Annotated in this window: 7 protein-coding genes and 1 tRNA gene; 1 reads left to right on the top strand and 7 read right to left on the bottom strand. The window is 42.4% G+C overall.

Going from position 1 to position 16,289, the window contains the following annotated elements; genetic code table 11:
• Positions 1-80 precede the first annotated feature (80 nt).
• From WC441_00420 to rsmA, 7 genes are all read right to left on the bottom strand, one after another.
• A complete protein-coding gene (locus WC441_00420; GenBank protein MFA5162974.1) occupies positions 81-1,274 on the bottom strand; it encodes a hypothetical protein in 1,194 nt (397 codons plus the stop codon).
• Positions 1,275-1,284: 10 nt separating this feature from the next.
• The gene (locus WC441_00415) at positions 1,285-3,846 is read right to left on the bottom strand and encodes a hypothetical protein (GenBank protein ID MFA5162973.1); all 2,562 of its coding nucleotides are present in this window, start codon (positions 3,844-3,846) and stop codon (positions 1,285-1,287) included.
• A gap of 12 nt (positions 3,847-3,858) precedes the next feature.
• The gene (locus tag WC441_00410; GenBank protein ID MFA5162972.1) at positions 3,859-4,506 is read right to left on the bottom strand and encodes a hypothetical protein; all 648 of its coding nucleotides are present in this window, start codon (positions 4,504-4,506) and stop codon (positions 3,859-3,861) included.
• Positions 4,507-4,671: 165 nt separating this feature from the next.
• Complete coding sequence (aspS, locus tag WC441_00405) at positions 4,672-5,979, bottom strand: aspartate--tRNA(Asn) ligase (protein ID MFA5162971.1); 1,308 nt, start codon at positions 5,977-5,979, stop codon at positions 4,672-4,674.
• Positions 5,980-6,084: 105 nt separating this feature from the next.
• A complete protein-coding gene (locus WC441_00400; GenBank protein MFA5162970.1) occupies positions 6,085-14,526 on the bottom strand; it encodes a hypothetical protein in 8,442 nt (2,813 codons plus the stop codon).
• Positions 14,527-14,541: 15 nt separating this feature from the next.
• Positions 14,542-15,180 carry a hypothetical protein gene (locus tag WC441_00395; GenBank protein ID MFA5162969.1) on the bottom strand — a complete coding sequence of 213 codons (639 nt, stop codon included), beginning with the start codon at positions 15,178-15,180 and terminating at the stop codon, positions 14,542-14,544.
• Between the two features lie 73 nt (positions 15,181-15,253).
• The gene (gene rsmA, locus WC441_00390; protein MFA5162968.1) at positions 15,254-16,096 is read right to left on the bottom strand and encodes a 16S rRNA (adenine(1518)-N(6)/adenine(1519)-N(6))-dimethyltransferase RsmA; all 843 of its coding nucleotides are present in this window, start codon (positions 16,094-16,096) and stop codon (positions 15,254-15,256) included.
• A gap of 62 nt (positions 16,097-16,158) precedes the next feature.
• On the opposite strand from rsmA, the gene WC441_00385 reads away from it, so the two are divergent.
• Positions 16,159-16,227 (top strand) — tRNA-OTHER (locus WC441_00385).
• The last annotated feature ends 62 nt before the right edge of the window (positions 16,228-16,289 follow it).

Below are 16,289 nucleotides of genomic sequence, written 5' to 3'. Positions count from 1 at the left end.
CTAGCTCTTTACGAAGAAGCTAAAGTTTAGCAAAAAACGAGACCTCGTGGTCTCGTTTCTAAATGATATTAAGCTGCTAATTATTTTTGCCCCAATCTCTTCAAACGCTTGATCTCCTGCTGGATAGTCTTGTATTCAAAACTGCCGGGGGAGTATTTTTGTAATAAACTCTCCAACTGATCCAACTCGCTGGGTTCTTTTTGTACGGGAGCGGGATCTATGGACTGGCTAACTTGATTATCAATTTCTGGCTCAGCTATTTTAGCTTCTACCGCTTCCTGGTTATTTTCATCTAAGACATTAAGTATCTTGCCTCCTTTTCTAGGACCGATTGTTGCAAGCGCTTGAGTTTGATCAACTGGAAATATTTCCCATTCTTCTAGGGGGACATTCTCCATGCTATCGGGGAAAAATACTAAATTACGATATAGTTTCAATACCTTTTTTACTATTTCCCTGTCCGCATCTTTTAATTTTTTTACATTAGGATTATCGGATAGATATTTTACCAAGACAACGTTATTAAACATCTCGCTACCATTTTGACTGATAAAATCTTTTATCCAATTAGCCACCGAGGCTTTAACTTCGCTTCCGTTCACAATAATCTTTTCTGGGACTACCAACTCTTGGTTATTATAAAGGGACGTCTCTAAAGATTTTCTAAAATTTTCATCGTCTTTGATCAGATCTATCAAAAATTCGTTATAGATTGCGGTCATCTCTGAACTGTCCGGCCCCAATTTTAAAGCATTAATCACATCCTCTTTGAATAAAGATACGGCGTCTATTTTTTCTTGATTGATTAAAGCTGGGTCTTCTTCGTCATCGTTGAGATTAACTAATTTCGACTCATATTTTGGCTCTGCCGTCTCGCTGATATAAATTTCCTGTTCACGTTTGATAGCCTCTTTCCACTCTTGAGCTTTTGCTTGGTAAGTAGCCAAATCTCCGCGATTAGCTAAGATAAAATCTTTAACTATCCCCTTAAAATAATCATCGGCAATTAGTAGTTTTAGGCCGGCTAAATCGAGGCACAATGACTGGACCCGGTCTGGTGGCAAACTGATAATATTGATAATCTTTTCCTTCAGGTTTACTAGGTTGAGTTTCTTTAAATAGATGTCATTAACTATATCCACTATCACGCCGGCCGACTTTTTATCTAAGTTATACTTATTAATCATTTCCCTATTTATTTTTGCACCAAAAGGGGATATTAAAATATCTTGGATTTCTTGAGGTAATTTTTTTATTTCATTAATATAATCCATAAATAATCAATTAAACGGGCGGGGTTGTGCGAGGGATATTTTTTAACACATTGTTATCATCAATATCATCATATTTTTTCATTAATTCAGGCGAAGCGGATGCTTTAAATGCTTCTTGTTCAACAATTCCTAATATTCTTCTGATTAAATCAGGAGATTGGTCAGCTCTTTGCATCGAAACTAAGGTGTTAACCTGGATTCCGTTAGCTATGGCTTCTTGTAAATCTTTCACGAAAGCAGCATTGGTTGCACCAGAGGCGTCGGTTTTTATTTTTAATTGACTGGCATCAAAGCTATTCATCCAACTAGCTTTAGCGTCGGTGAAATATTTAGTAGCAGCATCTTTATTAAATGTCTTAACACCAGACGTACTAGTCTGACTAAAAGCTGCTTCAACATTTCCACTAATTCTAGCCGTCAACTTCGCGTATTTATTCAGGTCTCCATCGGCGTTAATCATTGTCCCTCCACTAGCTAAATCTTGATCCTTTAATTTAGCCATGCTGTCGCCGATAGTATCTCTGGCTTGTTTGCTATTTCCCGCCACCTTGCTAATTTTTTCAGGGAAATCTATGCCCGAATACTCCTCTAATGTTTTTAGAACATTCTCGCTATAAGCTGTACTATCCTGACTATAGCCATCAAACAAACCATTATCCATCGCCTGCTTAAATCTTTCTTTTTCATCTACATTTATCGTTCCGTCAGCATTATCTAAATTATAATTCAAGTGAGCGAATTTCTTATTAACGGTGTCATTAAATTTCTTTAACAAGACCTTGTTATCTCCGATAACTGCCTTGGCGTTAGACACTTCTTGACGACCCTTGGTATGATCTTTAGTCTTAAAGCCCTCCTTAACAGCTAAGCTGATCGCAGCGGCTAAACGCTTATCACTACTAGCGCTGGAATCATTCATTACCCTCTTCAGGTCGGTACTTGAGGTGCCAGCGTCTTCTAATATCTTCTGTTTCTTACCCGCTCTTTCTTCCTGAATCTGGTTCCTAAAAGCCCTTGATTTTGTCATGCTGTCTTCAACGCTATTATAATAATTAGCCGTTGTATCAGACATTTTTTTAACAACCTTGCCACTGGTATCCTTAGCTTCATTGCCAGCCTTATCTTTATAGGTATTAGTACTAGTATCAAGATCGTACTCTTTGCCGCTTTTATCAGTATATTTACCAGAGTTATAGGCTTCTCTTTTGGCTGCCTTGTCATATTTCTTGTTAGCCTTCTCTTCTCTTTTCTTCTTAGTTTCCTGTTCTTTTCTCTCCTTATAATCACTAACCGTTTCATTGTTCATTTTCGCTGCCGTCCAAGTTTTCGCTTTTTTGCCCCAGCCGCCAACTACTTTAGCCGCTCCTTTAACTGGAGCGCCGGCCGCGGCTTTAGTTGTATCGACCGCGCTGACCAAGCTCTTTCCGGCGGAGGCATATTTTTCTTCACGCCTAGATTTACGGATACTTTGATAATTCTGCATCACGCCCGCTGCGTAACGATAGCCGGTAACGGCCGCGGCGGTTCCTAAGCCATATTTCTGTATATTATTCATTCCTTTCCCGGCAATACTGCCAGCCGCCCCGCCAATTTCTTGAGATATCTTGAGACCACCAATCAACATTGCAATCGAAATGATGAATTTAACCATGAAATCGGCGGTACCGGCACCGACCGCTTGAGATTCTCCTAAATTAGCGGCCTCTTGAGACGGCACGTTCTCCATACTTAAAATAGTCGCACCCGTAGAACCAGGGACAACAGTCACAAACGATAACCAAATAAAAAAGGCCAACACCGGACCGATAATAACGTTTTTAGTAAATTCGCTCCACCATTGGGAGGAATATTTTTGTCCGCCAGGAAAAGAGGCTAAAAGATAAGCGGCCGGAGATAAGACGACATAGACCCACAACATCATAATCCGCATGATCAACATCGCAATCATGGTAGCAATCACGCCGACAGCAATAAAAACATATATGACTGCTAAAATATAAGCGCCGATAACATTCCAATTGCTTACCGCATTTTCATCTCCACTCTCTTTAATCTTGAGCCACTCTGTAATCCCTAACATATCAGCCAAATTACCGCCGCCAATATCCTTGAAAGCATTGACAAAGGTCAACATGATAACTTGGCCGAAATCAATAATAAGTCCGCAAATCGTTTTAGAAAAATTTATTAAAATCGCCATCATTACTAACTTCGGCAACCATTTCTTGTAACTGTATTGTTCAATATGTAAAATAGTGGCAAATGATATGGCCAGCAATATTACCACAAAAAACATATTGCACAGATCCCTGACTATAATCCAGCCATTAGATACTGCTTGAGAACCAATAAAATCATTATATTGGGCGATATAAATCAAAACTCTCATCAACAAAATTAATATCAAACCCAAGGCGCTAACTATTACCTGGGCCACCCAGCCAATGAGTTGGGTGATCAGTTCACCGAAAGATATTTGTGCCCAAGCATTTGAAGCTACAAAAAAACTGCTTACCACTAGAAGCAGGGTTAAAAAGAAATACTTTTTGTTAAATTTTATTTTCCCACGCATTTGGTTTTGAAACTATGAAAATATACCGGACACCCAAGAAGTAACCTGATCCCAAACCGCATTTAGAACTGCACCTATAACCTCTCCCGGGTGGGTTAAAAGATAAAGGACAGCGGCTATGCCTCCGATCGTCACTATGAGTATTATTAGGCAGCCAAGATCAAGTATTACCAACAAGCACCCCTCCCCTAATTGCATCCCTTTTTCTAAGCTTTTACTCGCCCCGGTTTTATCAGCTCCCGCAAACGGCGTTTCCCCAGGCAACCATTCTGAGCCCAAGGGGCCGAATAATTTCTTACCCAATACCTGGCGCAAAAAAACATGGATATTAACCCAGGCCAGAGTACAGCCAAAGGTTTCCGGAGCGTTCAACCAAGCTTGTTTCAAGCAAGAACCAGTCGCTTTTCTAGCAGGAGCGGTTGCCTTATCCATGGCTGCCCCTTTAAGGCCACTGGACTCATCCTGATCTTTCGCCTGGTTCTTAGCGGCTTGCTTAGCCATCCTAAAACTCTGGCCGCTATCACCCGTGTTACCATCTGGTCCGTTAGGAGTTGAATTTCTTTTATCTTCACGAAAAGCGCCTGGATCGCTAGATGTATCTTGCTGACCAGCGGATTCCGACTCGTTAGAAGCGGCTAAAAGTTGTTCGTCAATGGACATAGGCCTGGAAAAATACTAATAGCTTGAATACAAGCTAATTATACAACAGGCAAAGAGATTTTAACAGGCCATTCTTGTCTTTATTTTACAATAAATCACAAGAAAAGGCAAAAATAAAAGAGGCTGCTTATAGCCTCTTTTATAAATACTACTGACTTAATATGATCAAGGAAATAAACGGTTAGGACCGCGATAAATATAAGTGACCTCCCGGACGTTCTTTAGGTTAAGCATTAACATTATCAGTCTAGTCAAACCGAAACCGAAACCGCCGTGCGGTGGCATGCCGAACTTGAAGAAATCAAGATAGAATTGGACGGCAGCCGGAGAAATTCCCTTTTCCTCGGCTTGCCTGGTTAGAACATCTAAGCGATGTTCCCTTTGCGCTCCCGTAGTCACCTCTAAACCTTTATAAAGTAAGTCGAAACTTAAAGTCGTCTTATTATCCTCGTCCCGCATATGATAGAAAGCCCGGATAGCTGCTGGATAATCGGTCACAAAAACAAAATCGTGGTTTAATTCTTTCTTGACGTGTTCGGCTACAATCTTTTCACCTTCAGGGTCTAGTTCCCCCTCGTAGTCAGGACCGATCTTATGTCCGGACTTAGTGACTATTTCTCTAGCTTCCTTCATCTTTAATCTTGGGAAAGGCAAACTGGGCACTTCGATATCAATATTAAATAAGGCTTTGATCTCTTCCCCTAGCCCTTCCTTTATCCGAGAAAAAATATAATTTAGCCATTCCTCCTCCAGTTTCATAACGTCTTCTACCGAATCTATCCAGGCGATTTCCACGTCAATGCTAGTGAATTCCGTATCATGGCGGGAGGTGAAGGAGGGGTTAGCCCTAAAGACCGGACCGATTTCAAATACCTTATCAAACCCAGCTGCCATTGCCATTTGTTTATAGAACTGGGGACTCTGGGCCAAATAGGCTTTGCCGTCAAAATATTTTACTTCAAATAATTCAGCGCCTGATTCGCTAGCCGCTCCCATCAACTTGGGGGAATGGATTTCAATAAAGCCTCTTTCCTGCCAAAAATCACGCATCGCTTTTTCAGCCAAAGTTTGGAGTTTAAAAATTAAGAGGTTCTCAGCTCGACGCAAGTCTAAAAAACGCCAATCCAGACGATCGTTCAGGTTAGTAGCGGCATCGATCGGCAAAGGAGTGGCCGCTAAACTCAGAATCTTTATCTCTTCCGGAATCAACTCTAGGCCATTAAGCTTAACCGACTCATTTTTAACAACTTTTCCCGTTATTTCCAAAGTTGATTCTGGAGTAATTTTTTCTAATATTTCATCAAATTTACCATCTTTATCGCAGAAAATCTGTGCCTGGCCGTTTCCATCTCTTAGGATTAAAAAAACGAATTTCTTTTGATCGCGCAGGCTATCAACAAAACCCTTGATGCATACAGTTTTCTCGAAATTTTGGCTTAAGTCTTTTATTAAAACTCTTGGATGATTGGACATATGTTTAAATATTTATAAGACCATCATACAGGCAAAAAAAGCCTTTGTAAAGACAAAAACGCCCCAATTTTGGGGCGTTTACTGAAAAATATAACTTTCTATTTCTTATTCCACTATATTCAAAAGGGTTGAATTAGAAACTTCTTCCACTTTGATTGGTTGAGCAAAGGCATTTATATATATTCCCCAATTGTCATAAACTGCCAACTTCAAGGTCTTGTTGCCGGTCGTGGAATAATAGTGATAAATCCGATGCGGGCTAGCTGGACTCGGACGACTATCCTGATTATTAATCACCTGGATATTACCGTCATCCCAATCGATATAAATATCCCGTAGGGGTTGCTGTTCCTTATCAATCGTAGTATTGAAATCCAAGCGATACACGCCGGCGCTGGCAATGTTGACTACGCCGGAAGACGGAACGCTGACCGGATTGCTATTGGAAGATATCATCGCATTCTCGATGACGGGCGTGACGGCACAGAAAGAGTCGCTATTATCGGCTGGGCGGCCAGTAGTACTAGGACACAAAGGAATACGATCAGCGCTCGGCGCCATTTGCGAATGATTGAAGTTATAGCTGCCATAATTATAGGTCCCACCACTTAAATCATAGGCGGCATAACTCTTGATAAACAGGGTTTTTAAGATATTTTCATAATCTTTCTGGACCGTCCCCACACCACTAACCTGTAAAGGCTTCTGCCAAATCGGCTCGCATTTACCATAAGCGCCGCCATAACAGGATCGGCTGGCCAGATAACCCTTCCCATCCTGTTCTTGGGCTAAGAGACAGAACACGTTGGGGTTTAGACTACAAGAGCCGATGTTGCTACAACCAGAACCCACGCAACCATAGGGTCGTCCGGCTAAGATGTCCTCTTGGTTCTTCTCTGAATATTGATCGCGGAACTTAATCGCTGTTAAACCGAAAATATCTACATTCGCCGGCAAGATAGCGGCCCCGAAAGGAATGGATTCCCGATTCCGACCATAGCCGATCAAATTGTATGGCGCATTCTTATAGGTATTGGCACCGTACTTGAAAAAATCTGGCGTCGAAGTAGGATAAGCGGAATTTTTGCTCAAACGGTCGACCCAGGACATATTATAGCCATTCAAATCTACCAACTGGGTAAACTTATTACAGACTAAGTCATAGTTACTTTCCTTGTCATTATTACTCAAAGGGGCGAACTTAAGATCGCGCGGATCTCTCGGCTTAGCTATATTATCCCAAACCCTGATCGGGTTCTCTATATTTTTTGATTCATCCACATTTCCCTTATTATTCATGCCGTTATAGGGCCACCAACCTTCGCTCATAGAAAAGGAATCTGTTCCCGAGTTACAAGAAAATTCTTGGGATGTTGGTTTTTCCGCCACTACGTTTTCTTGGCCAACATAAGGATAGTCCGTAGTAATCGTTGATGAGGGCCAGCCGTTATAAAAAGTCGGGACGCAGAAAGTAGCGGCCTTACCACCTATCTGACGCTTAAAGATCCAGTAATCGTTATTACCGCATAGGCTGGCGATATCGCTGTCCTGATTATAGAAGATACTAGAAGCATCGCTACCAGTATTACCCACGTTACAAGCCCAGGAAAAATCGCCCACTTCTTTGGCAGCAGTTGAGCCACTGGTTATCGCATGGAGAGTCCCGCCGGCGGGAGAATTAAGATAACAACGGTTCCAATTATCCCCGGTATTATGAGTAAAACACCCCATAAAGACCGTCTTTCTGTTTTCTAATAGATTGAAATTACCATTCATTTCCGTGCAATAATTTAAGGGGAAAGTTCCTTTATAGCCGCTGATCTTGTTGTTGCGATTCACTCCGGCGCTAATACTATCCAAAGGATACCACAGCAGGCAGACGTTCTTATTATTCTTATCATGTTCCAGACAATAGCCATAAAGCCCGTCGCTAATGACATTTTCTCCCCGACTCAGACAAGTCAAACTGTCATTACTGGGATACAGGCGGCACTCTTTGGCGATATAATCGTTCGCGCCCGAACCAACCTTCAAAACCGGTTCGATATTTAAATCATCAAAATAAACGTAATTCTCCTTGTAATCTGGCGCCGAGCCATCCAAGGCATCAGAGGTCAAGAAAATCCTGATGCCATCACTATTAAAGTTACTAGGAATACTAATCTTATTAACCTTTCTTTCCCAACCATCAGGAGCTTCAGCTAAATAAGAGGTCAGACTACCGCCAGGAGTATTATCGCTGCATTTTCCGATGATAATCTTCGCCTTGATGCCAGAATTTTTAGTATTAACTAAATAGTTTAGATAATAATCTTGACCTTTGACTACGGGGATACAGCTAGCCCCGGGCATGGGAGAAATCTGATAGAAACTTAAAACCTTAAGATAGCCGGTGCCATGAGCCGGGTAATCGGTCGGGGCGTTCTCTGGTTCGCTCACGATACTGTCGGTATTAATATTTTTATCAAAGACGCAGGTCCCGAAGGTGTTAGAGGTGTTAAGCTTACGGCACGACAATGGCGTTGCTTTGCTTTCAAAGTCGACATGCCAGCCAATATCACTGCCAACCTCCTTCATGTTAGGCAGATAGTATTTATCTAACAAGGAATAACCAGTCGAATTCTTGTCACTGCCAAAACTGAAACTATGGATAGAAGTGGAAGTAGCCGCCGCCTTAACGAAACTAGCGCACTCCTTCTTATCATCCAAGCGATCGCATTGGCTGACGGCATAGCAAGTCTTTTCCTTGGTTTCCGGATCGATAGCATAGGAGCTGCAATCTAACCAGGCGCCGCAAGTTCGGTCAGGTCTGACCTTAATCAGTTTATTAGTATTACAGGTATTAAAGGATATATCGGCTAGAGGATAGCAAGTATCTTCACAAGACTGGCTAACGTTAGAAACCGTGGTTGTCCCGCAAGCAGCAGGCGAATTCTTATCCCGGCTAGCTCCGGCATCCCACGCGCCCAAAAGGCTTGAAGGCTTGGACCCAGATTGGCTCCTTTCGTTGAATAAAACACAACCATTTTCAAAATTAACTATTCCATTACAGCTTTTCTGGTCAACTTCATTCTGTTTTTGATAACTGACAATCGCTTCTTTAAGTTCAAAACTTCTATCAGCCTTACCCTCCCTTATCTCGCAAGTATTATTGATTGGGGATAAGAATAGGAGCGGGCTGTTAGCCAAGACCTTTGAGCTCTTTTGCGGTCCGCTGAATTGGTTATCAGGTCCTAGAGCCCGGAAATCTTCATCACATTTGAAATTGATAGCAAAATTGTTTACCGGATTGGAGAAATAGAATTTATACAGGCGGCCAGCTTGGATAGAAATTCTCTGTTTATAGAAAATCTCGGAGCCATATGTATAAGTAGTCCAACCGTCCCCTATCTTGCCGTCGCCATTAGTATCTTCGAAGTTAGGATTGATCACTAAATTGCTAGAAAATTTACTAACCGGGTCAATATACTCTGTACAGCCAGAAGCTGTGGCCTCGCATAAACCAGCCGATCCATCAGGAGTAGGGATGCGGTTATTAACCCCGCCGTAGCCGATGGTCTTTAGATAAGAAGAACTGCAACTGTAATCATTATTGTCCACTAAACACTTGTGACCATCACTGCAATCAGTATCACTAAAACACAGACTGCCGGCAGACTCATTGGCGCCGCTAACATTCTTGATCTGGCCATCGTCATTAAGGTCGCAACGCTTGACTGGAATGCGGAACCAATCTTTACCGCTGCCGCTAGCGGCATTGCGATAGACACAGGCATTAAGGCCGGGATCTTTAAAGTAGCTTTCGCCGCCATTATCATCACTCCACTTAGCGCAGCCGACATCGCCGCTGCGGCAGAGGGACTGATCGTAACTGTCAGGATTATTTTTCTTATAGACATTGTTAAAATACCAAGTCACGCCTTGTTTCTGGGCTTGGCCAAACAACGAACAGCCTTGGTCGGCGCTATTACATTGCTTGCTCTTATCGAAAACGGCGTAAACGATGCCATCCTGCTTAACCTTGACGCAATCAGGCTCATTACTATCACAGACTTTATTGTCGTTAAGATCATTGAAGAGCCGACTGTTATAGGGGCTGTAATTATAGGTATTAATCATCATTTCACAACCGACGGCCGAATCTTGGCACAGGCGACTGAATTGATGCAAATTATGCTGGACACCGTTACGATCAGCATAAGCGGAACAACCCAGATTATAATCAGCGCCTTGAAATTTATCCAACATGTCATAATAGCAGATATCCGGAATAGCGCTGGAACGCGCGATTAGATAATACTTATCACTAATTTCCTGTAAGACAACATTATCGAGCTTAACAATATTGTCCACCTCTAAGAGCAAGTACTCTTCACTGCTGACTTCGTGGTTTAAGACATTAAGATTGATTTGATAGCTGTGCCAACTGTTATCGCCCTTAAGCTCTAAGCTATCGGGATTAGCCGGACCAAAGACGCTGACTCCGCCATCATTATTAGATAAGGAAATTCTCATCTTGGTGGTATTTTCCGCTTTGGCTAAAAATTTAATGACATAAGAAGCTTGGCTATTTATAATATAGCCGAGAGTAGTCTTGATTCCTCCCATGCCGCTCGGATCGATCTTAATCGAACTGCCGTCTTTATTATTCGAGTCCGGACTGGAAGTAGCGGTAGCGTCATCGGTTTCCCAAGGAGAAATGCCATTTTCGAAATCATAGGTCTGGATTAGACGTAAATTGTTGCCGCGATTACCGTTGAATTCACGGCAACCGTTTTCTTGAGCGCTGCACTTAGTCCCTTCGCTCGGAATAGCTTTATACAGACAGGCCTGCTGGCCGGCGTCCCATTGGCCGCCGCTCAAGCAGGAATAACAAACGTTATTAACCGCATCCCAACTCTGGTTACTAGCATTACAAGCCGCCTGGTTTACAATAGTAGCATCGATGTTCTTTTCCGACATGCGGAAAGTTTTACATTCATCCGAACAACTGACCGTCTTAGAGATTAAATGATATGAAACATTACCGGCCTTATTGTAGAATTGGCGGCAATCTGGATTATAATTCGGATCACCGGGTAAAGAATTATAGACTGTTTCACTACAAGCAGCACTATCATCTTCAACCGTATAAGGATCTTGGTCGGCCGTATCGATCTTTAAGCTTAACGCCTGGAGTTGATAGCCGCTCTCATTGCCATTCTGCCAAACATAGAAATCACCGCAAGCATTAGGATCCGGTTTGATACATTGCTTCAAGAAAGAATAATACTCTTTATTCTCTCCTCCCCGAGCCGTTTCGTCTAAATTGGTAAATTCGCTGCAACCGACGCTAGCAGCTGTACAAGTACGAGCTGTTCTAGGAATAAGATTTTCCGCCGCTGGTGAATTAAAATAACTTTGCTTGGAAACATAGGTATCATAGCCTAAACATTCGCCGGGGCAATAATCAGCAGGAACGGTCTGGGCCGGGATAGCGAAATTATCCAAAGAGGAATAAAGTTCGCAACCAGCTTCATTCTTATTACACTTACGGGCAAAAGTAGAACAAATACTAGGAGCATTCGGCTTTAAAGTATAATCACTAACGCCCGAGCCGGCATTTACATAACAAGCGGCTTCAAGGTATGGAGGCAAAACTTTTTCATAGACTTTATAGGCGCCATACAACCTGTAGCCGGTATCAAAATCACTTAATTCGAACTTAAGATTCTTGATATAAAATTCCACCGAACCGGATTCCGCTTCACCCCTGACCGCGAACTCCGGATCATTAATATTATCCAGAGCGCTCCGGGTGAAACTAAGGTGTTGCCAAGAGCCTTTTTGGCTGGTGGAAGCGGCATTGCTAGGAATAGCTGCATCATCCCCAATCCAGAGACTGACGCCGCTGCTAGAAACGAGATAGACATCAGCGCTAAATGTATATGATTGCCCGCTCAAGAAAGAAAAATCATCGGGCAGTAAAGAATGATTATCTCCGGAATAGATACCGATATCTCCAGACTGGGCTGAAAGCTTAAGGGCCTTGCCATTAACTGACAAGCCTGAAGCGTCAAAAATCTCGGCGTTGCAATTATTAGCTGAAGAGCTCATGCTCCTAAAATACCAATCATTTAAATGAGATCCCAAGGTAGTACATTGCGCCAAATCATCAGAAGTATCACCAATTTGGTCATTATCAAAATTAGCATTCATGATTAAATTAGAACCCCAACTCGGTTTTACCCGATATAGAGCCGTACAGCCCTCTTCATTAGCCGAACATACGCCGGCCTTATCATTTAAGTAAATCTGCTTAGCGATATCCCAAGCTACTTGTCCGTTGCTTGAGTTATATGAACCAAACCAAGAATAGGCTTGGCAACCAGCATTATCAGCATTACAGGTACCATAATCCAAGGTGTTTTTTAGATAAGAGACCGAAGATCCGTTAGCCTTGGTAAAAGTCTGGCAAGTATTATAGATAGGTTCGCAAGCATCTTGGCCGAAAGACCAGGTCCGTTTTTCTGTATTACAATAGCCATAGGCCTCACAGCTGCCATCGGCCTTTTCTTTGATGCATGACTGTTCATCGGCACAATATTCGTCCGCCCGGCTGACAATCAGAGAACTGGGCAGATCAGAAATAGCTCCCTGGCCTGATTGCCCAGGAACGATCTGTAAATCCCTAATCTGACCGCCGGATCCTTGTTTACGACAATAATTCAAAGGTGCTTTCAAAACCCAGTTAGGATCAACTAAACCTTCACACCAAGCTTGGTCGCGGACATCGAACTGGCTGCCAAATTCGTTATATTCATCATTAGGGTTAAAGCAAGAAACCAAATCCATTAAACTGGCTTTCTTATTTAATTTAGCAATCTTGTTAGCTGCTTCCTCCCAGCCGACCGGTAAAATTCTATATTTTCTTAAAATACTGATGTTCCTAATATTATAACTGTTATAGTCCTTGCTGTTACCGCTTAAGAGCCAGGTTTTATTCAAAAAATTATCTTTTATGGCTTCAGCCACAGTCTTTTTCTCCGTTACCGCCTGCAAGAAGCGCTCATCAATAACGCACTCGGTCGGACCAGGGTTATTCGGATCGACACAAGTGCTCAAACTGGGCAAAATATCATAATCAGCCTGAGTGGTAAAGCTAGGCTTGATTAAAACCGAGGCCGCTTCCTGGACATTGCCTTCGGCATAGCTGACCGGAGCACAACTTGGGTCGGTGAGAGGGTTGCATCCAGCTACCTTGGTAGTTTTTCGACAGCTTGGATCATTGGGATTTTTAGTACAGAATAAACAAGCTTCAGAGTTGAGGTTTGATGCACAAGGGTCATCTTTATCTTTATCATTGCCTTTTTTAGCCTTTTCAGCTAAAGAAGCCATCAATTTATTCCAAGCTGTCAAAGCGGCTTGGTTGATAAAAATATTGGCCGCATCAATGAAAGCGTCGCCAGTATACTGGCCAAAATTTTCGGCATACATCTGCCCAGAAGCTTCGGTATCCATGCGTGACTTGTTAGGAATACTGATTAAATTGCCAGCGATATTGCGCTTATCCGTATAACCTTGACCGATAGAGGCTTGTAATTTAGCGTTTGCATCTTTTTCAGCCTGCTTGCTCAACAAATCACTTCTCAGAGTCAAGGCGATGCCTAAATCATTAGAAACCGGATTAAAGATGTTGGGCAAAGTTTTAGCTAAATAGTCTGGACTACTGAAACTTTTTAACTTATCAGGATAGTTATCAGCTAACTTACCCCAATTATTAATCATTTCTGTAGCCGAACAGTTGGGGGCGGCGGGACGGTTAACCTGAGCTAAACCTAAAGCGATCTTCAGTTTGACATCAATCGAGGACGGTTGGCAGGTAGCGATTGGGCGATTATTTTGTCCCAAGCTTTTTTCTTTCTCTTTGATTGGCCCCATGGTGGCATCATATGCAGACATACAGCCTGATTGGCACTGAGCTAAAAGTTGGCTGTAATCTCCCCCCATCAAAGCTCCGCTGCCTGCTGATTCTTCGCAGGCCTTAAGACAATTAGCCCTATCATTATGAGCATTAACTTCTTGGGTGTTAAGTTCTTTGGTTAGTTTAGCGTTCTCTTCACTAAAATCATTGGCGAAGCCTTCAATGAATTCACCAGCGGCTTCATCTCCAATATCAGAAAAATAATCACCCCAATTCCTGGCTTGGAATAAAGGTTGTTGCCCCCAATCTCCAGAACCTAAAGCAGTGGCATAATCATAGGCAACTTTATTAAGAGCCCTTCTTAAAGTTACATTAAAAGCCTTCGAGCCGGCTCTGGTCAAAATTTTTACCATTTTATTCCACCAAGTATCCTTTACTGTTTTCATTATATCCTTACTCGTTTGGACAACCGTCGCGGCTGTAGACCCAGGGTCGGTAGTGACTAGTTGCGCCCTGACATTCTGAACGCCAAAAACCAAGGCACCGAAGGCTAAGAGGAATATGGCGCTGACAATCTTTTTTCTAAAACTAAAAAAAGCCTGACGATTTGGATTTTTCGGCTGACTTTTAAAATCTTGAGACATGTTTTTATAAAGATTTTATTGTGATAACGCGGGCAGAGACGAACTAGCGTTCATCTGAGATTGAAGGGTTTCTTGATAGAATTGCAACAAATCTTGGTCGCTTATCTGGCTTAAAGATGCTTGGTCGGCACCATTATCTAAGAGGAGCTGGCGCAACTCAGCCGGACTGATATCGCCGTTAACTAATTTTTCTTCTAAAGTCACATCGGTTTCCGAGGCGGTCGTTTCACCCAAGATATTAGAAGAGCTGGCTGAAGGAGGCGCAATCGCTTCTAGGCCGCAGGTCTGCCCAGTTGGGCAATTTGGATTAGTTCCCTGCTTTATCTCTTGGCCATCATTTATATTATCGCTATCGGAATCAGCTAAATAAGGAGAGGTCTCGTAAACAGAGCTTTCTTCATAATCGGTTAGGCCATCGCCATCCGTATCTTTAGTCAAATCAGTAGAACTGGCGATAGCCGCATATTTATCCTTATTCTCGGGTATCTGGAAGGGACCGCTAACCCGCGATTTAAACTGCCAAGCCCAAAATATTATGACTGACAAGCCAAGGGCTGATAACAAAATAACGGCCCAGCGTTGTTGCGGCGGAAGAGCCTTAGAATCATTAGCGGTCTGGGAAATATTTTTATCGGATTGACTACTGGCCAACATAAAAAAATATATAAAAATTGGCTTCGCAGATTTCCCTTAAAAAAATGAAAGCCTAAAGATTAATCTAGGCTTATTATAACATAAAAGGCGCTAAAGCCGCAAATAATTTCTGCCAATCGGCGACGCTCAAATCCTCCGCCCTGGCCTTAGGATTAAATCCTTTAAACACAAGAACCTCTTCTAGATTTTTAGCCTCAAGTTTTAGGCCGGCGGCCAAGTTATTTTTAAGCATTTTTCGCTTGGCGCTAAAACCCATCTTCACTAAGCGGAAAAAAGCGTCAACTTGCGCCCGGTTCTTATATTTCAAGCCGTCTGGATTGGGCTTGATTTTGATAATCGCACTTTCTACTTGCGGTGCCGGCCAAAAATCTCCAGGCGGCACAATCTTTATAATCTCCGCTTGGGCGTAATACTGTACCGACACAGCCAAAAGGCTCATCTTGCCTGGCCAGGCGACGATTCTTTCGGCAACTTCTTTCTGTAGCAGAAGAACCATGAGTTCTGGACGGAAATCAGTACTGAGGAATTTCCTTAAAAAAAAGGAGGAAATATTATAAGGCAGGTTGGCCACAATCTTATAAGGCTGGCCTAACTGCGCTTCATCGAACTGTAAAATATCTGTATTGATAACTTGGACATTCTTAACTTCTTGAGCAGACAAGCCTGCCTGCAAGAAAGAAGCTAATTTATCATCCAACTCGACGGCACTTACTTTTTTAGATTTAGCGGCTAAACGCGCCGTCAAGAAACCCAAACCCGGACCGACTTCTAGAATCTCGTCGGTTTTTTTCAAATCAGCACTCCGGATTATTTCTTCATAAACCGCTTCGTTAATTAAAAAATTTTGCCCCTTAGAACGACTGGGCTTTATCTGATATAAACGGCAGAGCTCTTTTGTCTTAGCAGAAATATCCATGATTAAAGATGCTAATAAAAATTTAGAAATAATTTAGGCCCCAAGTGCTAGACTGATGGCCTGGGCCCGGTAAGTGGCTACAAACCGAAGTTTAGCAATTTGGTTTCGGGGTTCGATTCCCCGCGGGTCCACTAATGGATTGACTTTTACCAATAAATAATGTAATATTGTCTTAGCTAAACTTCGGTTAGAT

It is taken from the genome of Patescibacteria group bacterium, from assembly GCA_041651355.1.
GTDB lineage: Bacteria > Patescibacteriota > Patescibacteriia > Patescibacteriales > UBA12465 > JAPLVX01.
This window is presented reverse-complemented; position numbering and strand designations above follow the sequence as displayed.

Coding starts and splice junctions, on each gene's coding strand:
- WC441_00420 (MFA5162974.1), bottom strand. CDS start 1,274: ATGGATTATATTAATGAAATAAAAAAATTACCTCAAGAAATCCAAGAT.
- WC441_00415 (MFA5162973.1), bottom strand. CDS start 3,846: ATGCGTGGGAAAATAAAATTTAACAAAAAGTATTTCTTTTTAACCCTG.
- WC441_00410 (MFA5162972.1), bottom strand. CDS start 4,506: ATGTCCATTGACGAACAACTTTTAGCCGCTTCTAACGAGTCGGAATCC.
- aspS (MFA5162971.1), bottom strand. CDS start 5,979: ATGTCCAATCATCCAAGAGTTTTAATAAAAGACTTAAGCCAAAATTTC.
- WC441_00400 (MFA5162970.1), bottom strand. CDS start 14,526: ATGTCTCAAGATTTTAAAAGTCAGCCGAAAAATCCAAATCGTCAGGCT.
- WC441_00395 (MFA5162969.1), bottom strand. CDS start 15,180: ATGTTGGCCAGTAGTCAATCCGATAAAAATATTTCCCAGACCGCTAAT.
- rsmA (MFA5162968.1), bottom strand. CDS start 16,096: ATGGATATTTCTGCTAAGACAAAAGAGCTCTGCCGTTTATATCAGATA.